Origin of the sequence: Cohnella sp. SGD-V74 (assembly GCF_003001675.1) — a bacterium.
GTDB lineage: Bacteria > Bacillota > Bacilli > Paenibacillales > Paenibacillaceae > Cohnella.
This window is the reverse complement of record NZ_PVYW01000016.1, coordinates 1-26,901: the sequence shown is the minus strand read 5'-3', so window position 1 is coordinate 26,901 and position 26,901 is coordinate 1. Positions and strand designations below refer to the sequence as shown.

General features: G+C 60.2%; 17 protein-coding genes. 3 read left to right on the top strand and 14 right to left on the bottom strand.

Annotated elements, in window-relative coordinates; genetic code table 11:
* Positions 1 to 13: 13 nt before the first annotated feature.
* Genes iolC through iolD form a run of 3 tightly spaced genes read right to left on the bottom strand, consistent with a single transcriptional unit; the run spans position 14 to position 3,816 of the window.
* Entirely contained in the window at positions 14 to 1,024 is a 1,011-nt protein-coding gene (iolC, locus tag B0G52_RS22595; protein ID WP_094047668.1) for a 5-dehydro-2-deoxygluconokinase, read from the bottom strand.
* A gap of 1 nt (position 1,025) precedes the next feature.
* On the bottom strand, positions 1,026 to 1,937 hold the full coding sequence (iolE, locus tag B0G52_RS22590) for a myo-inosose-2 dehydratase (protein WP_094047667.1): 912 nt from the start codon (positions 1,935 to 1,937) through the stop codon (positions 1,026 to 1,028).
* Between the two features lie 13 nt (positions 1,938 to 1,950).
* Positions 1,951 to 3,816, bottom strand: a complete 1,866-nt coding sequence (gene iolD / locus B0G52_RS22585) for a 3D-(3,5/4)-trihydroxycyclohexane-1,2-dione acylhydrolase (decyclizing) (protein ID WP_094047666.1) — start codon at positions 3,814 to 3,816, stop codon at positions 1,951 to 1,953.
* A 155-nt stretch (positions 3,817 to 3,971) separates the two neighbouring features.
* Between iolD and B0G52_RS22580 the strand changes: the two genes are divergently transcribed.
* The gene (locus B0G52_RS22580) at positions 3,972 to 4,643 is read left to right on the top strand and encodes a hypothetical protein (RefSeq protein WP_094047665.1); all 672 of its coding nucleotides are present in this window, start codon (positions 3,972 to 3,974) and stop codon (positions 4,641 to 4,643) included.
* A gap of 215 nt (positions 4,644 to 4,858) precedes the next feature.
* On the opposite strand, the gene B0G52_RS22575 is transcribed toward B0G52_RS22580, so the two are convergent.
* The 10 genes from B0G52_RS22575 to B0G52_RS22530 form a co-directional block, all read right to left on the bottom strand.
* A complete protein-coding gene (locus B0G52_RS22575; RefSeq protein WP_094047664.1) occupies positions 4,859 to 6,904 on the bottom strand; it encodes an endo-alpha-N-acetylgalactosaminidase family protein in 2,046 nt (681 codons plus the stop codon).
* Positions 6,905 to 6,940: 36 nt separating this feature from the next.
* A complete protein-coding gene (locus tag B0G52_RS22570) occupies positions 6,941 to 8,623 on the bottom strand; it encodes an extracellular solute-binding protein (protein WP_094047663.1) in 1,683 nt (560 codons plus the stop codon).
* A 70-nt stretch (positions 8,624 to 8,693) separates the two neighbouring features.
* Positions 8,694 to 9,587, bottom strand: coding sequence for a carbohydrate ABC transporter permease (locus B0G52_RS22565; RefSeq protein WP_094047662.1), 894 nt, complete (start codon positions 9,585 to 9,587; stop codon positions 8,694 to 8,696).
* 29 nt (positions 9,588 to 9,616) lie between these two features.
* On the bottom strand, positions 9,617 to 10,558 hold the full coding sequence (locus B0G52_RS22560; protein WP_094047661.1) for an ABC transporter permease: 942 nt from the start codon (positions 10,556 to 10,558) through the stop codon (positions 9,617 to 9,619).
* A 446-nt stretch (positions 10,559 to 11,004) separates the two neighbouring features.
* A complete protein-coding gene (locus B0G52_RS22555; protein ID WP_094047660.1) occupies positions 11,005 to 12,804 on the bottom strand; it encodes a sensor histidine kinase in 1,800 nt (599 codons plus the stop codon).
* Positions 12,797 to 14,434 (bottom strand): response regulator, encoded by a 1,638-nt coding sequence (locus tag B0G52_RS22550; RefSeq protein WP_094047659.1) that lies wholly within the window; start codon positions 14,432 to 14,434, stop codon positions 12,797 to 12,799. Before B0G52_RS22550 ends, B0G52_RS22555 begins: the two co-directional genes overlap by 8 nt.
* 162 nt (positions 14,435 to 14,596) lie before the next feature.
* Entirely contained in the window at positions 14,597 to 16,702 is a 2,106-nt protein-coding gene (locus B0G52_RS22545; protein WP_094047658.1) for a DUF5054 domain-containing protein, read from the bottom strand.
* Between the two features lie 49 nt (positions 16,703 to 16,751).
* Positions 16,752 to 19,100 carry a glycoside hydrolase family 95 protein gene (locus B0G52_RS22540; RefSeq protein WP_094047657.1) on the bottom strand — a complete coding sequence of 783 codons (2,349 nt, stop codon included), beginning with the start codon at positions 19,098 to 19,100 and terminating at the stop codon, positions 16,752 to 16,754.
* A gap of 76 nt (positions 19,101 to 19,176) precedes the next feature.
* Complete coding sequence (locus B0G52_RS22535; RefSeq protein ID WP_094047656.1) at positions 19,177 to 20,925, bottom strand: alpha-1,3-galactosidase-related protein; 1,749 nt, start codon at positions 20,923 to 20,925, stop codon at positions 19,177 to 19,179.
* Positions 20,926 to 20,947: 22 nt separating this feature from the next.
* Positions 20,948 to 23,971 carry a glycoside hydrolase family 2 TIM barrel-domain containing protein gene (locus B0G52_RS22530; protein ID WP_094047655.1) on the bottom strand — a complete coding sequence of 1,008 codons (3,024 nt, stop codon included), beginning with the start codon at positions 23,969 to 23,971 and terminating at the stop codon, positions 20,948 to 20,950.
* A 133-nt stretch (positions 23,972 to 24,104) separates the two neighbouring features.
* On the opposite strand from B0G52_RS22530, the gene B0G52_RS22525 reads away from it, so the two are divergent.
* Positions 24,105 to 24,998 (top strand): AraC family transcriptional regulator, encoded by an 894-nt coding sequence (locus tag B0G52_RS22525; RefSeq protein ID WP_094047654.1) that lies wholly within the window; start codon positions 24,105 to 24,107, stop codon positions 24,996 to 24,998.
* Between the two features lie 352 nt (positions 24,999 to 25,350).
* On the opposite strand, the gene B0G52_RS22520 is transcribed toward B0G52_RS22525, so the two are convergent.
* Complete coding sequence (locus B0G52_RS22520) at positions 25,351 to 26,004, bottom strand: hypothetical protein (protein ID WP_094047653.1); 654 nt, start codon at positions 26,002 to 26,004, stop codon at positions 25,351 to 25,353.
* Between the two features lie 457 nt (positions 26,005 to 26,461).
* Here B0G52_RS22520 and B0G52_RS22515 point away from each other — a divergent pair.
* Positions 26,462 to 26,901 (top strand): transposase (locus tag B0G52_RS22515; protein WP_143762620.1); only part of this gene is annotated, 440 nt, incomplete at its 3' end.

Here is a 26,901-nt window from a genome sequence, read left to right as displayed (position 1 = left end):
CGCTCGCTTGCGCTCAGCCCGCCGTAATCTCGCCGCGGCCGCAGCGTTCGATATAGTCCGTCACCTGCGCGGCGGTCGGCATCGCGTCCGAGCAGCTGTGGCTCGAAATGACGATGCTGGCCGCGGCGCTGCCGAATTCCATGCTTTTGCCGATCGTCCAGCCCGACAGGAGTCCGTGAATGAATCCGGCAGCGTACGAATCTCCCGCACCGAACGTCTTGATTACCTTGGCCGGAAACGATCTGGCCCTATGCTCCTGCCCGTCCGCGCTGTACGCGATCGAGCCTTCCTTGCCGTGCTTGATAATGACGATGCCCGCAGCGTAGCCGAACCACTTGGAGGCGGTAATCCGGTCGTCGTGCCCCGGGTTGGCCTCGAACTTCTCCATGCAGTCGAACTCTTCGCGCGTGCCTACGATAATGTCGCTCTTCTCCGCGACCAGATTGTAATACGCCGCCGTCTCCTCCTCCGACTGCCATGTGTACGGACGGTAATCGAGATCGAAAACAACCTTCGTGCCGTGCCTGCGAGCATAATCGACGGCGAGAAGCACCGCCTCGCGCGACGGGCTGGCCGCCAATGCCGTCCCCGAGACGAGCAGCGCCTTGCTGTCCGCAATCAGCGACTCGTCGACTTCGGAAGGGCTGAGCTTCAAATCCGCAACGTTATCCCGGTACATCAGGATGCTGCATTCCGTCGGGCTCTTGATTTCGGTAAAAGCAAGCCCGGTCACCGCGCCCGTCGTGTCGGTCACGACGTTTCGCGTCTCGATGCCTTCCTTGTCCAGATAGCCGCGAATGAAACGTCCCATCTGGTCGTCGGCGATTTTGCCGATAAACGCCGTCCTGCGCCCCAGTCGGCTGACGCCGATCGCGATGTTGGCCGGAGAGCCGCCCACATATTTCGTGAACGTCATCGTCTGCTCCATCGGACGGTTGATCTCATTGGCGTTCAAGTCGATGCACAGCCGGCCGATCGCCGTCAAATCGAACTTCCTGCCTTCGGCAAAAACAACGCTCGTCATCTCATTCGCCCTCCTTCGCCGGAAGCAAAGAGGTCAAGTAGTCAATTGCCCGAGCCGCATACTCGCGCGCCGGATGCTCCGCCGGGTCCTGTTCTCCTTCTAGGAGCGCCCACCCGTCGTATCCTCTGGCAACCAGTTCGCCGATGATCGGACGGAAATCGATGTTCCCGTCTCCGGGAACGGTGAACACGCCTCGCCTGATGCAGGTGACAAAGTCAATCTTTTCCGCCCTCGCCTGCTCCAGCCTCGACACGCGCACGTCCTTCAGATGAACGTAGGCGATCCGATCGTAATGCTTGCGCAGCAGCGCCAGCGGGTCCGACCCGCCGTACAGCGCATGGCCGGTATCGTACAGCAGGAACACCGCCTCCGGGTCCGTCTCCGCCATCAGCCGATCGATCTCCTCCGGCCCCTCGATCGCCGTGCCCCCGTGATGGTGATACGTCAGCTTAAGCCCGTATTCCCGGGCGATACGTCCGGCGGCGTTCAGCCCTTCGGCGAGGGAAGCCCAGCCGGCGTCGTCGAGGGGGATAACCTCGCTCTCATTCGGCGTACGCCGCGGATCGAAATGCAGGGAGCCTCCGACCTCGCACGTGCTGATCACCCGGCTGCCCATCTCCTTCAGAAACTTAGCATGCTCGCGGAACGCCGCCAGCTCGCTCTCCCGGTAAGCCGGATCGGAGAACAGCACCGATTTCCACTGCGAGACGAGCTGAATGTTCCGCTGCGCCAGTTCCTTTTTCAACAAGTCGATATCGGTCGGGAACTTGCGGCCCATCTCCGTCCCGGTCAGTCCCAGCACCTGAATGTCATCTAAAATTTGCTCGTAAGTCGTCGCATCGCCGTGCTCTTTAACGTCTTCTCCGACCCAGTTGATCGGATGAATGCCCAAGCGAAAAGGAAATGAAGCCATCCGCCAAACCCTCCTAGTAAGCTCTCGCCTGAGATTTTTGCTTGTTCATTTCCTCGTGTGCCTGCACGACCTTCGGGCTTGCGGACACCTCCGGAACGCCGACATTCCACCAGGATTCGTAGCCGTCCGTATTCGTGCCCGGCAGGACGGAAATTTCGATCAGCGTCGTTCTCGTCTCCTGCTTCGCCTGCCGCAGCGCCTCGCGAAGCTCCTCGGCGGAACCGGCTTTGTAAGCGGCGGCGCCCAAACTGCGGGCGTGGGCCGCGAAGTCGATCGGCATCGGCGCGCCGGTATAACGGCCGGTCGACAGCTCGCGGTAGCGGAATTCGTTGCCGAAGCCGTCGCTGCCGTGACCGCGCTGCAAATTGTGAATGCACTGGAAGCCATGATTGTCGAACAGCAGCACCGTCAGCTTGCGGCCTTCCTGCAGGCTCGTCACCAGTTCGGAGTGCAGCATCAGGTAGCTGCCGTCGCCGACGAATGCGTATACCTCCCGATCGGGCTCGGCCAGCGCAACGCCGAACGCGCCGCTCACCTCGTACCCCATGCAGGAAAATCCGTATTCCATATGGTAGCCGCGCGAATTGCCCGGACGCCACAAGCGCTGCAAGTCGCCCGGCAAGCTGCCCGCCGCGCAGACAATGACGGCCTCATCGCCGATCGTCTCGTTGACGACGCCGAGCGCCCGCGTCTGGGCGAGGCCGTCCTCCCGCTCGATCGCGTACAGCCGGTCGACCTCGCCGTTCCACTCGTCCCTGACACGGGCAATCTCTCCTTGGGCGTATCCGGCCGCATAGCCCGCTTCCTCCAACGCTTCGCCGAGCAGCCGGATCGCCATCTTCGCATCCCCGATCAGCGCCGCCCCGTCCAGCTTGACGGCGTCCATCCGATTGACGTTCACGTTCAGGAAGCTCGCCTCAGGATTGGCGAAGGCGGACTTGGACGCGGTCGTGAAGTCGGAATAACGGGTTCCGATGCCGATGATCAAGTCCGCGTCCTTGGCCAGCTTGTTGGCGGCGAGTCCGCCCGTGACGCCGATCCCGCCGACGCTCAGCGGATGGCTCCACGGCAGCGAGCCTTTGCCCGCCTGCGTCTCCGCGACCGGGATGCCGAACTTCTCGGCGAACGCGGCCAGCTCTGCCGTCGCGCCGGAATATTGCACGCCTCCGCCGGCGACGATCAGCGGCCGGCGCTTCGAACGAACGAGCGCGGCGGCTTTGGCCAGCGCGCTCGCGGCCGGCTGCTGCCGCTCCAGCTCGTATACGCGCTTCTCGAAGAAAGAGAGCGGGTAATCGTACGCCTCCGTCTGCACATCCTGGGGCAGCGCGAGCGTGACCGTGCCGGTTTCGGCCGGATCGGTCAATACCCGCATGGCGTTCAGCGCCGCCGTCATCAGTTGCTCCGGACGGACGATCCGGTCCCAATATTTGCTGACCGGCTTAAAGCAGTCCGTCGCCGACACCGTGTAATCGTGGCTCGCCTCCAATTGCTGCAGCACCGGGTCCGGCTGCCGCGATGCAAAGTTGTCCCCTGGCAGCAGGAGCAGCGGAATGCGGTTAACCGTCGCCGTTCCCGCCGCGGTCACCATATTCAAGGCGCCGGGCCCGATTGAGGACGTGCAGGCATAGATTCTTCTGCGCAAAGATTGTTTGGCGTAAGCGGCGGCCGCGTGGGCCATCCCCTGCTCGTTCTTGCCTTGCACGTACGTCAGATTGCCGGGACTGCGCTCCAGCGCCTCGCCGATGCCCGTCACGTTGCCGTGACCGAATATGCCCATAATGCCGGTGACGAACTTCGTCTCCACTCCGTCCGCGGAGATGTACTGCTGATCCAGAAATTTGATGAGCGCCTGCGCCATCGTCAAGCGGATCGTACTCATGGCATTCTCTCCAATCTGCTCAGTTAAGCGCTTATAATGACTACGCTTTAATAAATTTATTTAATGCTGTATAATGTTAAGTAAAGCGCTTAATGTAATGATACATAGAAGTGCGAATCAAATCAATCATCAATTTTGCCGGGAGGATTCCGAAAATGAGCCAATCCGAGCTTTCCCCTCACTGGGACACGGTGCAGCGCGTCGCCCCGATTTTGTACATGGACCGTCTGGAGCCGTTCAAGCCCATTCGCGTCGGAGTCACGGTATTCGAAGCGACCGCTCCGTCCCCGTCGTTCGACCGCACGGTCGAGATCGATCCGGAACGCGTCCGCCTCGCCATCGAGTACGCCATTTACTGGGACTATGACATTCAGCACCTGTACGAGCTGGAGCATGTGTGGATTTACGTCGGCCATGACGGCCGGATCGTCGGCTGCGAAGGCAGCTTCCACGGCCGATATCTGGTCGGCCTGCTGCGGGACCGCAGCAATGTGACGGAAGACGGCCGCGTCAAGTTGTACTCCCAGCCGGGCAAGCATGCCATGTCTCCGCTGGAGGAAGTATTCCGCCTGCTGCCGAACGTGGAAACGTGCTGCATGGAGGAGGCGGGCAAGGAAGGGCTGCTCGAGCCCTCCATGTTTCGCGGGGAATTCAAAAGAGGCGGGCGCGACGACGAGCTGTCCGAACGCCATCTGCGCACGTTCGCCTTCCGCCCGAGCTTTGACTACGTGCCGCACGAATGGACGCCCGACGTTTTCGTTCCCTGGAGCGAGCTGCGCCGGGAAATTCCCGAGCGTATGAAGGCTCTCCTGGCTTCATTGGAATAGTCCCCCCAACGCAACAACGAAAACAGGACGAGGCGGATAACATGCCAAGCATGCACCGCCCCGTCCTGTTTTGTCGTGTTCGCGTCCTTGCACCGCCTTATTCCATCGTCCCGCTTTGTCGTATCCTTGCACAATCTTGCTCCGCTATCCCGCTTTGTCGTGTCCTTGCATCGTCTTGCACCGTCTTGCTCTGTCCTGCGCCTGCCCCTTTGCCGTTAATCCGCAAGCTTCTCCAAAATAACCGGAACGCGAGGCTCCAGCCGCAGCCGAACCGACGACGAGCCCGCCGGGTATTCGGCGATCCGTTCCCGGCCCTCGCCGGACATCCGGTAAGCGGCGAACCCGCCGCCGCGCCAGTGCTCGGGCAGCGTCCACTCGCGGTCCAATCCGTCCCGGCTGTACGCGTAAATCCGGTCGCCGAGCGGAACGAATCGATCCCCGTCCAAGGCGACCGTCACCTGGCCCCAACGCACAGCAAGCCGTTCCTCCGCCTTGTCGATGTCCACGGTCACGCCGTCGGAGTAGCGGATGTAGATGCGCCGCCCGTCCTCCCGCCATTCCGCCATTTCCCGCTCCAGATAGAACTGGTAGAGCATCGAGCCCAAGTAAATAATATCGACGACCTGGTCCCGCTTCGACTCGAAATCATTCGCCAGAAACTGCTCCCCGAGAAGCCTCGTCGGCTCGCCGCGATAGAGCACGTCCGAGTCGAACGAAGCGCCCTTGCCCCAGGCGATCGCATTCATGTCGACGCTGCCGCCGCCGACAATTTTGCCGTGGTACAGCAGCGACGGCGAATAGTGCCAATAAGCGCTGAACACGCCGCTGTCCTCGATCGGCATGCCGTTCAGCCCCTCCGTCGACACGTCGATCCCCTTGTCGCGGAAATAGGCGAGAATCGGCTGCATCCCGCAGACGAGCTCCTCCAGCGGACCGATATAGCTGCCGTCCGCCTCCCAGCTGGCGTTCGTGTTGCGGAACGCATCGACCTGCACGGTACGCTCGACGGGAACCGCCCGCAGAAAATCGTCGATCCGGCGGAAGATCTGTCCGCTCTCCACATCTTTCGTATGACTAATGTGATAAGCCCGCTGCTTGGGCGTATCCAGCCACAGTCGCTCCGCTCCGTCCGGGTCGCGGCTCAGAATGGCCGGGTCCCAGTCCGGCGCGTCGACGTACGCGTCATCGAGATTAATATGGTAGCTGACGATGCAGTCGTATTCTTCCTTGGCGCGACGCACCAGCTCCCGCAGTTCCTCTTCCGCCCGTTCCGGGTTTTCGGCAAGCTTCGGGTTAACGCGGTTGAGCGAAGGATAACCCGTATCGTGTCCGTCGAACTGCCAGCCGATCAAATAAGCGATCTGCGGAACGCCGCCCGTCACGTGATGAATTTGCCGGATGATCTCCAGCGTCTCCTTAAACGTCGTCAGCACGCCGCGATCCTTTTCCGCGTTAAACACCTGATACCAGATCGCCTTCTTGTACAGCGGGTCCGCATCCGGAAACTGACGGTTGAGCCACAGATGGTAGTCGCAATCGTCCGCCGCCCCGTCGCCGTTGATGTCCTCCAGAAACACGACCGCAAGCTCCAGCGGCTCCATCGTCCGCTCCCGAGCCCGATATTGATACGTGTTGGGCGTTATCGAGAACCCGCCCCCGCGGCCGGGATAACGCGAATCCTCCGATACGCGGGTCAGCAGAGGAAGCACCGGATAATTCGTCTGCACGAAGCCGCACAGATTTCCGTCAAACGCGCACGCGTGCATCGTCGGCACTTCGGCCGAATCGGGAACGGCGTCCCCGATCCGGTCCCGAACCCGCTCCCGGTCGTACAAGCCTCTGCCGCCGCCCGGGATCAGCCTCCAGCTTTTCTGCCGCACCTCGGTCCGGTCGAACGAGAACGAAGGATCGTCGCACGACAGCAGCGGCAGGCGCATCCAATCGAGCTTCTTCAGCGCCGCCTCAGGATCGTCCTCTACCGTCACCTTGACGGCGAGCGTCTGCTTCTCCAGCCGATATTCAACCGTGATCCGCAGTGCCAGACGCCGCAGCCCCATACGATAGCTGACCGCCGTTCCGTCCGAGGACGGACGAGCGTCGATGTCCCACTCGTCCCACTCCAGCTCCATCCCGTTCACGGCGAGCCTGCCGTCCGGACCGCTGCCGGCCAGCCTCGTTCCCGTCGGCTTGTACACATATTCCCGAACGCCCGGCCAGCCGTACAGCGCGACGGCCAGCCATTCGTTTTCCAGCGTATGCATTCCGTTTCCTCCGCTCCGTTCCTATTGCAAATTGCCTTATTTCGCTTTCAATATCGCGTATTGCCGCGTGTATTCCGCTTCCAGCTTGTCGACGCTCAGCCCTTCCGCCTTCTTCAGCATATCGGCGAACAGCGTTTCGAATTCGTTCTCGGACTGCGCGAACACGAGCTTGGGCATGTAGTCGGCGCGAAGCGTCTTGATCTTGGCCTCGATAATGCCGAAATCGCTGGCGCTGTCGATCTTGAAGTCGAACTCGGGGAAAAACTTCATTTTCGGCGCCATCATTTGGTCGTACGCAACCTTGGCCTCGTCCGCAGGATTCCAGAACACGGTGTTGGACACCGCCCAGTTCGTCACCAGCATGATCGGCTCGCCGAGTCCGGCCTGCTTCCACGTGCCGCCCCAATCGTTGTTCAGCGCGTCGTTAAAGCCCGTTGTCAGCGTCGGCTTGCCTTGCGGGAAATAGTCGTTCGCGACGGAAGCGTCATAGTAGAAATGCGCGCCCTCGGCCAAATCCTTGAAGTCGTCCGCGCCTGTTCCATCCACGCCGAACGAGAAATCCGCCTGCCCTTCCTTGGAAGCTGCGTACTCGAGCAGCTTGATTGTGCGCTCCGGGTTTTTGTTGCTCTTCGGAATGACGAGCGCCATCCAGCCCCGGGGAATCGTCGGATACATGTAATCCGCGAACGGAGTCAGCACCTCAAATTGCGTGTTCGGATTGTCCTTCGGAGGCGCGGAGTTCACCGCCGTCGAATTGTACGCCCAGACGATCGAATCGCCGGCCGCGACCTTCTGCCCCGTCACTTCGTTCGTATTGACGAATGATTCCTTGGTCAGCAAGCCTTTGCCGGCAAGCTGAAAACCGTACTTGATCATTTCCTTCCACTTCGGATCGTGGATCGTGCTCTTCACTTGATCCCCGTCCACGTAGTACGGCGCGACGCCGAACTGAGGCGCGAACCAGCCCAAGTCGTCGGAATGCTGGCTCTTGTCTCCAAGATACGGAATTTTGTCCGGGTGCTTCTCGGCCATCTGCTCCAGCGCGGCCATGAACTTCTCCGGGCTGGACGTGTCCGGGCGGCCGATCTCGTCGTAATAATCTTTGCGCACGACGAGCTGAGGCAGCCATACCGGCGCGAGGCCCGCGTTCTTCTGCGCCTGCTCCAAATATTTTTCCGTCTGGTAGCCGGAGATAAGCTTGTACGTATGCCCGTCCGACTCCGCGAAATTCGTCAGCAGCTCCGGACCGTACTGCTCGTTCAGAATCGTCCGCAGGTTCGGCGCGTATTGGTCGATCAGTTCGTCGATCGCGTACAGGTAATCGCCTTCGACGAGTTGGTCCAGCATTTTATTGCCGCGGTCGACGACCATCAGGTCCGGCAGGCTGTTGCTGGCGATCATCAGCGAAATGTCCTTGCCGTCGCCGTCGTCCTGAACCGGTTTCTTCACGTTAAAGCTCACGCCGGTCTTCTCCGAAATCCGCTTCGCCCCCGGTCCCGTCCAGTCGCTGTACCAAGCGCGGTCGGAATACAGATTCAGCGTGATCGGCTCAAGAGATTGCTGTCCGCCGCCGGCGGACGCCGACGGAGACGTGCCCGAGGCCGGCGGCTGCGAAGAAGCGTTGGTATTGTCCTTGCCGCCGGAGCATCCGGCCACCAGCGTTGCGGCTACGACTCCCGCAAGCAGCAGCGCGGACCGGCTTTTGAACGTTTTTTTCATCGATAAGTCCTCCCCTTGTGTGATAAAACAAATCTATCAGAAGTCCGTGAACGGACTCGTGATAACGCGGTTAAGCTTTGATAGCCCCGACCATCATGCCCTGCACGAAATACTTCTGAATGAACGGATACACGAGCGTAATCGGCAGCACCGTCACGATCAGCGTCGCGTATTTGATCGCCATCAGCGTGGACAGCGGGTCCATCCTCATGTTCGGCGGCAGGCTCTGCATGTTCTCGATAATCGCCGTGTCGGACAGCATGCGCACGATAATCGTCGGCAGCGTCCACAGCTGCTGGTTCGAGACGAAGTAGGCGGAGCTGAACCAATCGTTCCAATGGTTGACGGCCACGAACAGGGCGACCGTCGCCAGCACCGGCTTCGACAGCGGCAGAATGATTCTGGCGAAAATATAGAAGTCCCCGCTGCCGTCCACCTTCGCGGACTCCTCCAGCTCCTCCGGCAATTGCCGGAAAAAAGCCATAAACAGCAGCGCGTTGAAAATATTGAACAACGACGGGATAATATACACCCAGAACGTATTGAGCAGATGGAGCTTTTGCAGCAGCAGGTAGGTTGGAATCAGTCCGCCGCTGACGTACATCGTCACCAGTCCGATCATCGAATACGTTTTGCGGAACACCAGCCGCGATTTGGACAAGGCGTACGCGCCCATCGCCGTGAACAGCACGCCGGTCAGCGTGCCGAGCGCCGTCCGCGCGACCGTCAGCAGGAATGAATTAAGCAGCTGCTCGTCGCGAAAAATAACGGCGTAATTATCGAACGTAAACTGCCTCGGAAACCAGTACAGCCCGCCTCCGGCCGCGTCGACCGGATCGTTCAGCGAATAGATCAGCAAGTAATACAGCGGATAAAAGGTAGCCAGAAACGCCACAATGCCGAAAATCGTCACCGTCGCGTTCACGATCCGGTCTTCCCGCGTCAGCTTGATGTAGGAACGCAAGTCCGCTCCCTCCTTTGCCCTTGATGGATTCAGAACAGCCGATTGCCGGACACCCGGCCCGAGAACCAGTTCGCGAACAGCACGAGCAGCAGCGACATGAGCGCCTGGAACGAGCTGATCGCCGTGGCGTAGGAATAGCGGGTAAGCTCCAGCCCCATTTGCAGCGAATAATATTCGATGACATACGACGTATCTTTATTGAACGAATTGCCGAGCAGAATCGAGTGATCCAGGTTGCCGGTGAACAGCGTGCCGGCTTTCAGGATGAACAGCATCGCGAACAAGGGCACGAGATTCGGCAGCGTGATATGCACAATGCGCTTGATCCGCCCGGCTCCGTCGATCATCGCAGCTTCGTACAGATCGGGCTGGATGCCGGCGATTGCGGCCAGGAAAATAATCGCGCCCCACCCCGTCTCCTTCCAGATGCTGATCAGCGTCGACAGCGGCCGGAACAGTCCCGGCTCCGTCCAGAACTCGATCGGATGCCGGATCAGATGCAGCAGCTGCATCGTTTCGTTGACGAGCCCTTTCGGGTCCAGCAAAATGATCCACATCGAGGCGACCATCGCGAAGGCGATAAAATGCGGCAAATAGCTCGTCGTCTGCACAAGCTTCCGGAATCTCCTGAACGGAATCTCGTTGATCAGCAGCGCGAACAGCAGCGGCATCGGAAAAACGACCAGCAAATACAGCAGGCTCAGCAGAACCGTGTTTTTCATCGCCTGGTGGAAGGTCGGATCGCGAAGCATCTCGGCGAAATGGCCTAGCCCGACGAATTCGCTGCCGGTAAAACCGGACGTAATCTTGAAGTTTTGAAACGCGATGATGTTGCCCGCCAGCGGGATGTACGCGAATACGATCAGAAACGCTATGCAGGGCAGAATCATCAATTGCAAGGTCCATTGGGATTTCAGTTTTTTCCAGGTTCCGCCGCCCTGCTTGTTCGGCGTCGCCATCGCTTCCTTCATGTCATTCCCCTCCCGTACACCAAGGATACCACCGCCCCGTCCGCCAACCTATGAGACAGCTTTAAGCTTTACTGGTACAAAACCTTTGACTGCCGCAAAAGCCGGAGGCTTCGCGCCCGGCCCCCCGGACGATGGACTTGACACCTATGACGGTCCAAACCGGTCGGACGACTTTCCAGGCGTATCCCGCACTTCTCCCGATCCCTCCCGCACATGAAAAAGGGGCTGTCCCATAAGTAAGAAGAGACGTACCGAACAATTATCGATAGGTGAATGATAGTGGGCATCTATCTCCTTCCGATGCTATACGATCCTGAAATCTGAATAGGCAAACCCGTTACAGGGTGATTTCAGGACCGTATGAGGCAGTCTCCAGGAGATAGATGCCCTCTTTTTTTCATCGATAATTTTGTACGTCCCTGCTTATGGGACAGCCCCTCGCCGCTTTATCCGACAGGGTCCGCCAAGCCGTCCAAATCCGTCGCGTCCTTCGGCAGTACGGGATGCTTCAGCACGATCGTCGCGCCTTTGCCCGCCTCGCTCTCGATTTCCAGACCGTACGGATCGCCAAAATAATGCTGTAAGCGCTCGTGCACGTTAATCAAGCCAAGACCGCCCTCCCGCTCCTTGCGGGGATGCTCCGACGTCGGGCTCAGCAGTTCCCCGGCGATCTCCTCGGGGATGCCCGGCCCGTTGTCCGTAACGCGGAAGACGAGCTTCTCCTCCTCCAGACCACCTTGCACGATGATCATGCCCGTCTCGCCTTTGCCGGAGATGCCGTGGCGGATCGCGTTCTCGACGAGCGGCTGCAGCACAAGACGCATAAGCGGCAGCCCCCGGATCTCCTCCTCGATCATGTACGTGACGCGAATCGGCCGGGAACGGCGCGTTTTTTCGATATCGACGTACGCCTTCAGCAGCTCCAGCTCGCGCTCCACGCTCGTCAGCTCCCGGCCTCCGTTCAAGCTGAGACGGAACAGCGAGCCGAGCGAGCTGACGATGTCGCCGATCTCCCCGACGTTATGGGCTTCGGCCTTCCAGCGAATCGTATCGAGCGTATTGTACAGAAAATGCGGATTGATCTGATACGCGAGAACCTGGAACTCCAGCTGCTTCTTGCGCTTCTCCGAATCCTTCGTCTCCTTGAGCAGCCGATGGATTTCCCCGACCATCGCGGACATTCCGCGGTAGAGCAAGCCCACTTCGTCGCTCCTGTCCGCATACCGCGTATCCGCGAGCGTATCCTCCTTGAAGTCGCTGCGCGTCATCGCCTTCATTCGGCGGACCAGCTGCGAGATCGGGCCCGTATAGGTGACCGTCAAGTAGCCGGCCAGAAAAAGAGACAGCAGAAAATAGAAACCGAGCAGAGCCACCGTTACCTTGTTGAGCACGGCGATCGGGTTGTTCAGATCTTTGTTTGGCACGATGCTGATCAGTCTCAGCTCGTCGCCCATGACCGCGGAGAAGCTGAGCAGCGATTTGCGGCCGTCATGGTCGATCGTCGCGGACGCGAGAGACGGCTTAAGCTCGGCGAGCAGGCCGGGCTCCACGGCTTGGTAGCGACCGTTCGAACTGTAGACGGGAAATCCGTTCTTGTCGACGAGAAGCAGCTCCTGGTTGCGAAATTGGCGCATCGGATGAATAAATTCCTCGAGGATGGACGGCCGGATCTCCATGACGACGACGCCTAGCGGCGCATAGGTTTTCAAGCTGTGCAGCCGCTTCGCGTTGCCCAGAGTCGGCTGCACGAACAGGTTCGGATGATCCGCCGAGTCGAACCTCTTCCAGAACGGCCGGCCGTTCGCGGCGATGTCGGCGAACCATGGAGCCTGCTCCAGATCAAGGCTGCCGTAAGCCGATCTCATGTAAGTCGGATGCTCGGACGGATGCAGCGGAAACAGCCGGATTCGGAACAGCTTGTTCGAATAGTTGAGCGAGTCGGCGTAGGCGATCAGCTTGTTCGAGTACGCGATCTCGTCGGCCGGATCGTTCCGGGCCGGGTCGAACAACGCCTGCAGCTCGTCGGACGCCATAATCTTGTCCTGCTCGTTCACGACGTATTGGAAGAAGTTGTCGAGATTTTTGGCGGTTTGCACGACCGAGTCGAGATGGCTGCCGCGAATCGTTTTCTCCGATTTGGACCAGGCCAGGTAGCCGACCAGCGCAAACGGAATGACGATCAGCGCGAAAAAAACGAGCATGAACCGGTAGCGCATCGACAGCGGGTGACGCGTCCGTTCAATCATCTCCGCCCAGCCCCTTCAAGTTGCGATATTCGTTGGGCGTGCAGCCGACCTTTCTTTTGAACAGTTTGGAAAAATACACCGTGTCCCGGTAGCCCACCTCGCTGCCGATCTGGTAAATTTTCAGGGAAACGTCCTGCAGCAGTTCCTTGGCTTGCTCGATTCTCAGGTGCGTCAAGTAGTCCAGAAAGGTCATGCCTGCGTGTTTCTTGAACAGTGTACTCAGCCATTCCGGCGACAGGTACACGTGATCGGCCACCGCCTGCACCGTAATCGGTTCGCGGAATCGCTCGTCGATGAACTGCTTGGCCTTTTCGAAGATTTGGCTGCGGGAGGCGGACTCTCCCTGCAGCTCGGCGTTCGCTTGCAGCAAATATTCCAGCACGAGCGGCTGCAGCGCTTCCGAGGTATCCAGCGCTTCGATCTTCTCCCAGACGAGCAGCGGCCGCTTTTTCCAATCCTCCCGCTTCCAGCCCGCCCTTCGGGCTTCCTCGAACACGTCGAGCAGCCACTCGAACACCCGATGGTGCAGATCCCGAAGCTGCTCGACTCCCCATTCGCGCACCATGACGGGAAAGAGCGACGCCGCCTCGCGCACGTCCTGCTCGTCCCCGTGCTTCAGCAGTTCCGCAAGCGCCCGCGGTTCCGTCAGAACGTCGACGTCGCGAAACGTTCGCGCCGCCTCCGGATCCTCGTCCGCTTCCCCGTAAATTTTGGTCTGCGTCAGCTTGCGGCAAGCTTCCTCATACAGCTCCGGCAGCGCGGCCAAGTCGCCCTCCCCCGACACGACGATCGTCGCGCTCGTCTTCACGTATTGCTTCAGACGGGCGGCGAGCAGCGTCTTGAATTCCCCGAGCCATCGGAGCAGCGCCGGATTCCCTTCCTCCTCTGCGGAGAACACGACGATCCATCTGCCCTCCGGCCTGGATCGCAGCCACACATAGCTGCCCGCGCTCTCCGCCTGCTCCAGCAGCGAATGCTCGAGCACGTTGCCGATCGCGAAGCGCACCCGCTCGCGCTCCTTCTCGGTGTAGCCCATCTGCGCGAACGCCTTGAGGTTGTCCGCTTCCAGCGCCAGCATGACCAACCTGCGGTCCGCGAGCCACTCGATGCCGTATTGCGCCAACTGCCGGTGAACCTGCTCCTTCGACGACGGAACCGGAGCGCGCTCGATCAGATCCTGCAGCAGCTCCTCTCTCAGCTTCGGAATGGCGTCCTCCACCAGATAGAGGCTCACCCTCCGGCGTTCCTCCCGCTCCAGCATCGCCAGCGCCTTCTTCGCGACCTGCTTCAACTCCGCTACATCCACCGGCTTCAGCAGGAAATCGACGACGCCGTAGTTCATCGCCTGCCGTGCATATTGAAAATCGTCGTACCCGCTCAAAATGACCACTTTCCCGGCGTAGCCGACCTCTTCCTGCAGTTTTCGAATCAGCTCGAGGCCGCTCATCCTCTCCATGCGAATGTCGGTGACGACCAAGCTAATCTCCGGCGACGAACGGACGGCTTCCAGCGCCTCCTCCCCGTCTTCGGCGCCGTTCGCTTCCGCGAACCCAAGTTCCTGCCACAGAGACAAGCCCAACAACCCGCCGCGAATTTGCGGCTCGTCTTCGACGATCAACACTTTGCGCACCTTTCTTCCCCCTTCCTCCGTGCTTGCGGTTGCATTCTCCTTGCCGCCCCTTCTTCCGTCCTTGCCGGCCTCGCCTGCCCGGTCAAACCGCCAATGCCGAAAGAGAGGCAGCGCGCGCTACCTCTCCTCCAAGTGTTCCTTATTGCGGGTCCGATCAACCGATTACTGCGGATTTGATTTCAGGCGAAGCCTGAACCGGAACTTCGCGTCCTCCCCGAACCACATCGGGAAGTTCGTTCCCCAAATATTGTTGTGCAGGTTAAAATGAAAGCCCCGCTCCAGCGAAGCGAACGATTGGTCGAATTGCAGCAGCCTGCCGCCACCCGGCGCGACCAAAGCCGCGTCCAGCGTCTCGATGGAAGCGAAGCCGTCCGCCCCCTCGTAATGGACGCCGCTGCCGATAGCATGCAGATTGCGGTTGCCGCCCTTCACGACGCGCAGCGGGGATACGGACAGCCCCAGCTTGTCCATCGTCCACAGATTCGGGTTGTCGACGTGAAGCGCACAGCCGAACCAGCTCGCTTCGGGAAGACGGTTGGCGTCCTTGCCGAACCATTGCAGCGAAACGTCGATCGTCTCCGGTCCGAACGCATACGCGATTTCCAGTTCCCTCGGAGCGCCATATTCTTCGTGAGCTTCCTCCGGCATAACCAGCCGCAGCACGTATCGGCCGTCGTCCAGCCGCCGCATGTCGTTCAGCGTGGGCGCATACAGCCGATGGCTCGGCAGCGGACGGACGAACTCGAAGCCAGGCTTGCCGAAGTCCGCGTCCGCCCACGGATGCGTGATGGGCAGGTTCTGCATGTACGTGCGGAAGTAACGGGCGTAATCCTCCGTGCCGAACGTCTCGTATCGGTACGCGCCGAACGGGTGCGCCTCGTCGACCCATCGCTTGCCGCTCGCGTCCGACAGTCGGATCAGCGCGCCGCTTGCGTCGAATTCCGCTTGCCAGCCGCTGCCGGGAGCGAAGCTGCCCGACGCCGCGCCAAGCATTAATCCGCCCGGCTGCTCAGCCTTCGGCGCAAGATCGTCAAGCGCGCCGACCGCTTCCCCGCGCAGCGGCTCGTCCAGATGCGAAACCGCCCGGTCCACATACTGCCGCTGCTCCGCCCAGGAGCTCTCGATCAGCGAATACGAGCGCCGGCTCTCCTCCGCCGAGAACAGCGTGCCGGAATGCTTGTCGAATTCGTCCATCGCGAACGCTCCGATATACCCGAACTTCGCCGGCACGTCGGCGGGGTCCACCTCATCTTGCAGGCGAGCGGCTTGGAAATCCCGCTTGGCGTAATTGCGAAAGTCGGGAAGCCATTTCTTTACGTCCAGTCCCCACGTATGCTCGGCAACCATCAGCAGCTCCATGCTCATGAGCCGATACGCTTCATCCGTACGCTTGAGCTTCCCTTCCTCCAGCCAACGGGAACGCAGACGCAGAAGCTCCCGGTAGCGAGCCAGCTTAAGCGGGTCCGTCCCGGCTCCGTGAATCCACGTATCGCCGAGCTCCTCTCGAACGACCGGCAGCTCGCAGTTCGCTTCCAGCAGCTTGCGCGCGAACGCGTCCATCGTCGAAGCGACTACTTCCGCGCCGGGATAACGGCTGCCGATCTCCTCGAACTGCTCGCGGATTTCCTCCGCCGACGGCGGGCCGCAGTTGTCCCCCGTGTGGGCGAAGACGAGTACGTCGCGAAGCCCTTCCAGCTGCAGCTCCTCCCCGTACGTGCCCGCATAGTTGACGATAATCTCCGAACCGTCCTCCGCCTGCCAGCGGAACAGCCGAGGCACGTCGGGCCGCTTCGACGCCGGATTGACGCCCAGATGCAAATAGCGGATGCCGGCCCGCGCCATATGCGGGACCATGCCCAGCGTATGGCCGGGCACGTCGGTCATCTTGGCCGAGATCGTCGTCTTGCCGTAGGCGGCGTCCAGATCGCGGCTGATCGACAAGCCGAACCGGAGCAATTCCTCGTCCATCAGCTCCGTATGCGTCGTGAACGGAAGGCCGTGCCAGGCGATATGCCCGCGGGCAATCGCGTTCTCCATCCGGCGTCTCTCCTCGTCCGAGGCCGAATCCAGATAGTGCCGGATCAGCCACGAGCCGGTCGTCCAGACGAAACCGGCCGGGCCGCCTTCCTCCTCCAGCCGCTCCGAGAGCTCGATCGCCTTCGGAATGTATTCCTCCCTGTACTGCTCGGCCACACGGGCCGCCAGGTGGGTAAAACCGATATCCAGATGCGTCTTGAAAACGACGTGAACTCTCTCGATCGTGGTCATGTTGTCGCGTCTACTCCATCCTTCCGAAGACTTGTCGCTCCTCTATCGTCTAGAGGGGACGAATGCGGTACGTCCGGCCCGTCTCGGTGGCGAACCGGATTCCTCCTTGCTGCGAGCGCTGAACGACTACTTCCTCTCCGTCCGCCGTAACGGACAGTTCCCCCGCCTCCGCGATCTCGCAAACCCGGCCGTGCAAGGAACGCACGTCCGCCTCTTCCAGCCGGCCCTCGCGCCAGCGAATGCCGACTTCGAAGCCGCCGCGGCCCCGCAGCCCTTCCACGCTGCCGGTCGGCCAGGCGTCCGGCAGCGCCGGGAGCAGCTCCAATGCGTTCTGATGCGATTGCAGCAGCATCTCGACGATTCCGGAAGTCGCGGCGAAGTTGCCGTCGATCTGGAACGGCGGATGCGCGTCGAACAGGTTCGGATACAAGCCGCCCCGCGAATAATTCGTGCCCTCTCCCGAAAGCCTCATCAGGTTCGTCAGCAGCTCGTAGCTCTGGTTCCCCTCGCGGAACCGGGCCCACAGTCCGACCTTCCAGCCAAGGCTCCAGCCCGTGCCTTCGTTGCCGCGCAGCTCCAGCGAACGGCGGGCGGCGGCGAACAGCTCCGGCGTATCCCGCTCCGTCAGCTGCCGGCCCGGATAGACGCCGAACAGATGCGACACGTGGCGATGATACGGATCCTCGTCCTCGAAATCCTCGAACCATTCCTGCAATCGCCCGCCCCGTCCGACCTGAAGCGGATACAGCTTGGCTCTGGCGGCGCGAAGCTCCTCCGCGAACCGTTCGTCCGTTCCAAGCGCTTCGGCCGATTCGATGCAATTCGTGAACAGATCCCAGATCAGCGACATGTCCATCGTCGACGCGCGGCCGACTCCAGCCAGCTTGCCGTCGTAGCGGAACTTATGCTCGGGCGAGGTCGACGGGCAGGTCGACAAGCGGCCGCTCTCGTCTTCTTCGAGGAAATCGAGGCAGAACAGCGCCGCTTCCTTCATTGTCGGATAAGCGGTGTCCCGCAAGTAAGCGGCATCCCCGCCGAAAGCGTAATGCTCCCACAGATGCTGTGCCAGCCAGACGCCGCCCATCGGCCATATCGCCCAGGAGGCGTCCCCCGCTCCACGCCCTCCCGCCGGAGCCGAATGGCCCCAGAGGTCGACGTTATGGTGCGCGACCCATCCGCGGCAGCCGTAGTGGATCTCCGCGGTTTTGCTCCCGCTTCGCGCCACTCTGCCGATCAAGGAAATCATCGGCTCGTGGCATTCCGACAGGTTGGCCGTCTCGACCGGCCAATAGTTCATCTGCGTGTTGATATTGATCGTATAATTGCTGCTCCACGGCGGACGAGTGAGATCGTTCCATATGCCCTGCAAATTCGTCGCCTGCGTCCCCGGACGGGAGCCGGCGATCGTCAGATAACGTCCGTACTGGAATAACAGTCCGACAAGATCCGGATCGGACGACCCGTACGCGGCGACCCGCTCGTCGGTCGACATCCCCTCGGGGGAAATGCGTTCGCCAAGATCTAGCCGCACTCGGTCGAACAGAGCCTGGTAGTCGGCGATATGGTCGGCGCGAAGCGCGGCGTAAGCTTTGGCCAGCGCTCCGTCCAGGTGCTGGCCCGCTTCCGCGGCCGCATCCGCCGCGCCGTTAAAAGTCGTTGCCGCGGCGAATACGAACGTGGCGCTGCGCGCGCCCAGCACGTGCAGACCGTCTCCGTCCGCACGAACGGTTCCACCTTCCGCCGAGACGTGCAGAACGCCCGCGAACCGAATCGCCTCCGACGTCGCCTCGTCTCCGTAAACGATCGGATCGGGCGAATCGTAGTAGCTCGGCGAGACGTGCTCCGGCGCGATTCCGCGCAGAACGAGCCTTCCGTTCTCGGACGAAGTCGCGTGGCGAAGCGGACTGTCCAGACGCGCATGAACCTCCAGGGCTCCGGGCGCGCCGGCTTCCAGCCGGAGAACGAGCGCGCGGTCGGGATGCGAGACGAACAGCTCCCGCTTATAGCTAACCCCGCCGATCTCGTATTCGACCCGCGATACCGCATCGTTCAGATCGAGCGATCTCCGATACGAACGGCACACGTCCCCGTGACCGAAGGTCAGCACAAGATCCCCGAAAGGCAAGTAAGACTGCGAATAGTCGCCCATCATCTCCTTGCTCTTCAGATCAGCCTCCTCGTAGCGTCCCTCCCGTACAAGCTTGCGGACTTCCGGCAGCACTTCCAGCGCGCGCTTGTTGTTGCCGTCTTTGGACGGCGTTCCCGACCACAGCGTATCCTCGTTCAAGCCGATGCGCTCCCGTTCGACGCCTCCGAAGTGCATTGCCCCGATCCGGCCGTTGCCCAGCGGCAAAGCTTCCGTCCATCTGAAAGCCGGTTTGTCGTATTGCAGCTTCACGTTGTTCTTTCCCCCTGTCGTTCGTCGTTACGTTCCATTTCCGCGCCTTTGCGTTGCTTCACACCTTCGCATCACGTCACGCCTGCGCGAACCCTTTCTCGAACCGGTTGTTCCCGATCTTCACTTCGCTGCAGGCGACAAACCGGAAAGCCCGTTGTTCCGGCTCGGCGGCATCTTCATCCAGAAAGCGGACCGTATTGCCGGAGAACTCCAGCGAACGCGTGCTCTTCGCGTCCAGCACCCGCGCTTCCCGCGTCTCGAACACGTTGTCTTCGATGCGAATACCGCTATGCACCGGCGCTTCCTCGTCGATCTCCTCGTTCTCCGGAACGATGGCGATGACGGCTTGATCAGGACCGCCGCATTCGATAAAGCGGTTGCCCCGGACCGTCAAATCCTCCACACGGCCCGACTCGTACCAGGACGCCGCGTCGTCGGCGACGAGCACAGCGCTCATCCGCATCCGCTCGAACACGTTGTCCGCGATGACGACCGGCCGCCTTGTCGTCGCCAGCACGCCCCTTGTCGGAATGCGGGCGAAGTAGTTGCCGCGGATTTCCGCTTCGGGCGTCCATGTCGCGTTCTCGACAACGTCCGTTTCGCCGATGCCCTCTGGCGGCCTGTCCTCCAGCGTCAGCAGCATCTCGCGCGGGCAAGTCAGCTCTGCCGCCGCCACTCGGCCGCGTCCGAACGGCGTTAACGAGCCCGCCCGGACGAATTCGATCTCGTCTCCCGCCGCGAACGCCGCGAAGCCGTACGTCTGCGAATGCATGAAGCGAACGGCGAGCTGTCGCTCGGAAGGACGGCCGACGATGCGCAGATGCGTGCCGTGCACGTTGATGACATCGTCGTGAGCGCCGACGAACCGGCTGTCCGCAATTTCGATTTTGCCCCCGCAGCCCGACAGGTGAACGAAATCCGCGAACGCGGCCACCGTCCGTCCCGTTTCCGGCCGAGGCGACATATCCAGCCTGCGGAAGCTCAGATCGGCGCTGAACTGCCCGACGATGCCGAGCCCGTGCGTGAAATGGACGCCGACATCCCGCCATTTCACGTCCCGGCTGCGGTGAATGAACGCGCCGACCTGATCTCGAATGCCGTCCCGAACCTGCAGCGTCCAGCCCACTGCCAGAGCTTCGCCCGGCTCCTCGCCGAAGCGAAGCCGGATCGTTCCGGGAGCCAGCTCCTCGGCGCTCTCCGCGCGGGCGACGACGTTGTCGATGCGCCAGGTGACGTTGCGCTCCGGATCGAACGCCTGCATCGGCCCTTCGAGGAAACTCCAGCCCGGTCCGGTCCAGGAAAGCCTGCCTTCGGCGATCGAATAGCGGGAATCGGGATGAACGGATACGTCCATATAGCCATCTCCCAGCCGCGCAATCGTCATCTCGACCACCGTCGGCTGCGCGAAGTCCGTGCGCAAGTTGCGCACGGCGATTCTCTCGCACTCATCGATAACAAACATCGTCATTTTACCATGAAATAGAAATAACGCGCCTCCCCCGTCCAACGTAAAGTCTTTCAGCCCCTTCATGAGGATGCCGATCGTCTTGGCAGGGTTCGGGTTTTCCTGTTCGCTTGCCGTGTTCGTGATATAGTACGACGCCCGCTCGGCCGATTCCGCATAGAAATCGTAGCGTCCGGGTTCGATCGCGAGCCGGACGGGCCGCCGGGCCTCGGCAGCCGCGGTCAATGCGCGCCTCATCGCCGGGCCGGCATCCTCCCCCGTATCCGGGCGCCCTCCGAAATCCGCGAACGTCAGCAGCAGCTCGCCCTCCATCCGGTCCTCTTCCTTCCGTTCAGCCCGATGTCCTGTCTCGTGCGCCATCCGTCATCCCCCGCTTCGCTCGTTATTCGTCTTCCTTGAAAACGGGTTTGATCCGCAGGTCGAAGGCGAATTCCCGCTCGTCAATCCGGTACTTGTCGGCAAGCTGCGGACCGCACGAGTTGGAGCCGACGCCGCTCATCCGGTAGTCGAGGTGAACGATCGTCTCGGCGCTTTTTTTGAGCAGATGCGCATGCGTGGCCCGCGTCAGCTCCTCCGCCGGATAATGAGACGCTCCGAACGAGAACGGACGGCCGCTCTCGAAGCGAAGCCCCATTCCCTGTTCGTTGGAGACGATTGCCCATTCCGTATCGTTTCTGGCCCCGTTCTCCTGCGGATGGATGTAGGATTCGAACATGTCGTCCACCGCGAGCAAATAATGTCCCTTTTTCACGCTGCGGCGCTTGTCGACATAGCTCTCGTGCGGGCCGTAGCCGACGTATTCGACCTCTTCGCTGCCCTTGGGCATCGTCAATTGCAGGCCGAATCTCGGCAAATACGGCAGCCCTTCTCGGACGCTCGCCTTCACCGCAAGCGCGATTTGTCCGGAGCCGTCGACCGTCCAGGCCGCTTCTCCGTGCAGCAGCGGACGACGGATATAGCCGCCGAGCGAAAACCGCGCTTCGATCTCGACGACTCCTTCCCCGGTCTGCTTCCATTCGCACGCATAAATCTTCGTCTCCGCGCGGTCATAACCTTCGTCAAACCACTGTTTTTTCACGTACATGTCGTTGTCGGTCGGCGCTCTCCAGATGGCAAACCGCGTCGGAGCCGCCAGCATCTCCACACCATGCTTCTTCAGGCTTCGGAACGCTCCGCCTGCCAAATCGAAAACGTACCGGAAATCCGCGCCCTCCAGCACGAGCTCCGAATCGATGACGCGGGCGCTAAGCGGCCGCGCAACGCTGGCAGACGAGTCGGAGGACACCGGCGGCGCTTCCGCCCCCAGCTCGAATTGGGCGAAGGTCAGCTCGTATCCCGCTTCCGCCCAAGGCGTCTCTTCCTTTGCGCGGACCGAGAACGTCAGCAAACGAGAGGCCGCATCGTCGGATCCAACATCCGGCTTGACGAGCTGCTCCTGATGCGGACCGGCCTCCAGCTGCCAGATCGTGCCTTGGCGGACGATTTTTCCGTCCTCCTCCAGCTTCCACTGGATGTACGCACGGGACAAATCCGTAAAGTCGTACAGATTGCGAACCAGGTAGCTTCCCTTCTCCGCATCGGATTTCTCGATCTTGACCGGAGCGATGACCTGCTTGAGCTCCAGCAATCCGGTATGCGGCTTCCGGTCCGGCGTCACCAGTCCGTCGATGCAGAAATTGCCGTCGTTCGGCAGATCGCCGAAGTCGCCTCCGTAAGCGAAATAAGGCACGCCCTCCGGCGTCTCGGTGGAGATGCCGTGATCGGTCCACTCCCACACGCATCCGCCCATCAGTTTCGGATAGCGGTAGATGACTTCCCAGTAATCATGCAGATCGCCGGGACCGTTGCCCATCGCGTGGCTGTATTCGCACAGAAACATCGGCTTGAGGTTGGCCGGATCTTGCGCGTATGCTTCGATCTCTGCCGGGGAAGCGTACATCCGGCTTTCCATGTCCAGGCTTTCCGTGTCCGTGCTTCCTTTGTAATGCGGCGCCGCGCCTTCGTAATGCACGGGACGCGAACCGTCACGGCTTCTCGTCCACTCCTGCATCGCGATATGGTTCGGACCGTAGCCCGACTCGTTGCCCATCGACCAGATGATGACGCAGGCATGGTTTTTGTCCCGCTCGACCATGCGAACCGCCCGATCCACGAAAGCATCCTTCCAGGCGGGATCGTTGGTCAGGCGATGAAACTCGCCCTCGCGCGCCGGATCTCCGCTGCCGATGCCGTGGCATTCCAAATCCGCCTCATCGATGACATAGAATCCGTATTCGTCGCACAGGTCGAGAAAACGCGTATCGTTCGGATAGTGGGAAGTCCGGATCGTATTGACGTTATGCCGCTTCATCAGCTTCAAGTCGCGGATCATATGGTTGAGCGGAATCGTCTGGCCCAGCGAAGGGTGCGAGTCGTGACGGTTGACGCCCTTCAGCTTGACGGCCTGTCCGTTGATACGGAAAACTCCGTCGACGATGTCCACCTTGCGGAACCCTACCGGAAAATAAAACGTTTCGTCGCCTGCTTGCACGTACAGCCTATAGAGATACGGCCTCTCGGCATTCCACAGCTCGGGATCGCTTACTGTAAGCTTGATCGTCGTCGCGCCGGACACCGCCGAATTCGCGGATGCGATCATCGTTCCTTCCGCGTCCGTGAGGAAGACGGACAGTTGGATAGCGCCGACCGCTTCCACGTCAACGGAAAGCTCGGCCGAACCGAAGTCCTCGGACAGCTGCTGCTTCAGGAACACGTCGCGCACATGCGCCTTGTCCCTCGCCAGCAAATAGACGTCCCGGAAAATGCCGGAGTACCGCCAGGCATCCTGGTCTTCGATATACGTTCCGTCGCACCACTTCAGCACCATGACGGCGATCCGGTTTTTGCCGCCTCTTAACCCGGTCAGCTTGAACTCCGCCGGGACGCGGCTGCCCTGGCTGTAGCCGACGAAGCTCCCGTTCACCCACACGTAGAAGCAAGAATTGACGCCTTCGAAAACAACATATTTCTCTTTATCCGCCCAGGCAGCCGGAATCTCGAACTCCCGCTCGTACAAACCTGCCGGATTGCGGTCCGGCACGTACGGCGGATCACACGGAATCGGGTAATTGACGTTCGTATAGTGAAGCTGGTCGTAGCCATTCACCTGCCAGCAGGAAGGAACGAGCAGTTCATCCCAGCCGGACCGGTCGGCGTTCTCTTCGTAAAAACCTTCCGGAACTTCCTGAACGCTGTCATAGTAACGGAATTTCCAGCTTCCGTTCAGCGTCCCGTAATACGGCGAGCGCGCCCGCTTGCCCGACGCCGCGCCGCTCCGGTCTGCATAGGGAATATAGTGCGCTCTAGCCGGCTCGCGGTTGACTTGCAGAATGGAGGGATCCTCCCAATATTTCGAAACAGAGATCACTTTGACAACCATCCTCTCGAAGGATTCGATAGCTTGCTTAGTTCCATTATAGAATGTGCTATACTGAGTCAGACAACTTTCGGAAGGGACACATCCTCGTACAAAATGGACATTCTTGAGAGGGGGAGCGACGGTGAAGCTCGCTTTGCGTTCCAATTTCCCGTCGGAGTCGGAAGAGCGCGTCGTTCCGTTCACTGTGTACACGGTAGGGATGGAGCAGCAGAGCGCGCTTAGCCGTCTGGAGGGATTTTCGGCCCACCAGCTGCTGATCACGGCATCGGGCAAAGGCCGGATGCATCTGCTCGGCCAGAACAAATGGGACATCGTCCATCGGAATACAGTGCTGTACATTCCTGCCGGATATCCGAACGAATACGTGCCCGTCGTCGAGGGAGATTGGCTGGTCGCCTTCGTCTCGTTCCACGGCTCGGCGATCGCCCGGGCTTCATGGGGGCTCGGCGACGCTCCCGCCTCCATTCCCGTCCAATCGGTAGCCCGGCTGCTTGAGCTGGTGGAGCGCATTTGGCGTCATTCGGGCGCCGACTACGATACGTGGGCGGCTTCCGAGCTGTTGTTCGCCCTGCTGACGGAGCTTCGCAAGCAGTCTGCAGGCGACTTGGACCCGAACGCCCTGCTGCTTCCTGCTCCTGAAACGTCGCGTTCCTCGATCGTGCTCAAAGCAGCGAAATTCATGCAGGATTACATGCACCGGGAAATCAGCATCGCCCATCTGGCGGAACAGGTCGGCTATTCGCAGAAGCAGCTGACGCGTCTGTTCCTGCAGACTTTCCACAAGACGCCGCTGCAGTATTTGCGCCATGTCCGGCTGACGGCGGGGCAGTTGCTGCTGGAGACGAACGAGAACCTGTCCATCGGCCAGATCGCCCGCCACGTCGGCATGGAGCCGACCTACTTCACCCGCGAGTTCCGCCGCGCATACGGCACCGTTCCGGGAGAATACAGGCTGATCAAAGCCAGTGAAGCCCGCGATGCAGCGCGTTCCGGCAATGACTCCCGCCGGATTTAATACACCAGGCCTGATCGGCTTTCATCGTTGGCCTGATCGTCCCTCATCGCCCGTCCTAGTCCACCTTTATCGCAGGGCCTGATCCCCCTCACCGCTGGGCCTAGTCCATCCCTATCTCCAAGGCTAGTCACCCCTTATCGCCAGGACCTGACCGACCTTCATCGCCTGGCCTAGTCATCCTTATCGCCAGGGCCTGGCCGACCTTCATCGCCCGTCCTAGTCCATCCTTATCGTCAGAGCCTGGCCGACCTTCATCGCCTGTCCTAGTCCACCCTTATCGCCGGGCCCGCTGTAATCAAAAAAAGCCGCCGCACCCTGCGAAAGGGCGCAAACGGCTCAAGCCAATCTATGTTCAGGACTCGTTCTTGCGGGAAGAAGAGGTGCGGCGCTTCAGATGATTCTGGTAGGATGCGTCAAGCAGGCGCTTCATGCCTTCCTCGAACTCCGTATCGGAAGCGGCCTTGTCGATCTTGGCGTCGGGAAAGCGAATGTCTTTGATCTCCCAGTTGTTCGTGGCCAGATTATGCTTGAATCCTTCGGCAAGCAGAAACTTTCTTCTGGCATCCTTGTACTCCGGAGCAACCGGTTCCCGCTTCGACGGCGCCGGAGCTTCTTCCGGTTCCCGCTCGGGCGGCTTGGGCGCAGGCTTGATGCCGCGGGCGGCGTCCGCCTTCAGCTTCTCGTGCTCGGCCAGCGACATCGGGCGCTCCTGCTTCCTCCCCTTCAGCCAATCCAGATCGTACCGCATTTTCGTATTGATGACGTAATATTCTTTGCCTTTGATTTTTTCTTTAGGAATTTCGTCGTACAGCTCTTTGCGCTTCTTGAAACCTTCGACGATGCGCCGAATCTGCTCCTTCTCCACGTCGATCGGAACGACTTCGTTGCCCGGCATATAAACGTCGCACATGACCTGCTTAAATAAAAATTCACCCAGCTCCGTATCATAGTAACTGGTGAACGTAACCGCGATTTCCTTCTTGTTGATCGTAACCTTGTGATTCAAAGATGGTCCCCCTCGTGATTTCAGCTCTTTCATCTATTATAGCCAAGGGAAAGCAAAAGAGCAGTAGCTAATGTATCATTGACATCTGCGAATGTCAATCCGTCCTCTCCCTTCCCATCCTATCCCGTGCTCACCCCGCCGCCTTTCAGTTCGCTCTGTACCAGCCCGCCCTACCGCCTTTCCGCCCCTTTTGCCGCTATCCCTTTCAGTCAGTTCGCGCTGCACCAGCCCGCCCTACCGCCTTTCCGCCCCTTTTGCCACTATCCCTTTCAGTCAGTTCGCGCTGCACCAGCCCGCCCTACCGCCTTTCCGCCCCTTTTGCCGATATCCCTTTGAGTCAGTTGGAAATCATGATGGTAAAAAGAAAAATTAACTAATTTCAACTTTAAATAAGAACAAATGTTTGGTATAATTGAGTAGAGAACAAACGTTCGTTTAATGCGGAAGGGAGATTCGTATGAGCCTTAAAGAAGCCGCGGAGAAATTCCAAAAATTTTGTTCCGTCTATAAAGAGGAAGCGGATTGTTTCTCTGTTCTGTTCGAGTTGAAGTGGCCCGACGGCTTTCGCTGTCCGCGCTGCAACCACCCGCTTTTCTATCTCATTTCCACCCGTCGGATTCCGCTCTACGAATGTCGCTCCTGCCATACGCAAACTTCCCTGATCGCCGGCACCATTATGGAGGGCAGCCGTACGCCTCTTCATCGTTGGTTCCAGGCCATTTTTCTGCATGCCCAGCCCCGCTGCGTGAATGCCCGCCAGCTCTCCGAAGCGATCCATGTCACCTATAAAACGGCCTGGCTCATCTGTCACAAAATTCGCCGCGCCATGGCTGCGAGAGAATCGAATCGGCTGCTATCGGGCATTGTTCGCGTTTCGGATTCCGTCTATTGCAAACG

Coding starts and splice junctions, on each gene's coding strand:
- iolC (WP_094047668.1), bottom strand. CDS start 1,024: ATGACGAGCGTTGTTTTTGCCGAAGGCAGGAAGTTCGATTTGACGGCG.
- iolE (WP_094047667.1), bottom strand. CDS start 1,937: ATGGCTTCATTTCCTTTTCGCTTGGGCATTCATCCGATCAACTGGGTC.
- iolD (WP_094047666.1), bottom strand. CDS start 3,816: ATGAGTACGATCCGCTTGACGATGGCGCAGGCGCTCATCAAATTTCTG.
- B0G52_RS22580 (WP_094047665.1), top strand. CDS start 3,972: ATGAGCCAATCCGAGCTTTCCCCTCACTGGGACACGGTGCAGCGCGTC.
- B0G52_RS22575 (WP_094047664.1), bottom strand. CDS start 6,904: ATGCATACGCTGGAAAACGAATGGCTGGCCGTCGCGCTGTACGGCTGG.
- B0G52_RS22570 (WP_094047663.1), bottom strand. CDS start 8,623: ATGAAAAAAACGTTCAAAAGCCGGTCCGCGCTGCTGCTTGCGGGAGTC.
- B0G52_RS22560 (WP_094047661.1), bottom strand. CDS start 10,558: ATGAAGGAAGCGATGGCGACGCCGAACAAGCAGGGCGGCGGAACCTGG.
- B0G52_RS22555 (WP_094047660.1), bottom strand. CDS start 12,804: ATGATTGAACGGACGCGTCACCCGCTGTCGATGCGCTACCGGTTCATG.
- B0G52_RS22545 (WP_094047658.1), bottom strand. CDS start 16,702: ATGACCACGATCGAGAGAGTTCACGTCGTTTTCAAGACGCATCTGGAT.
- B0G52_RS22535 (WP_094047656.1), bottom strand. CDS start 20,925: ATGGCGCACGAGACAGGACATCGGGCTGAACGGAAGGAAGAGGACCGG.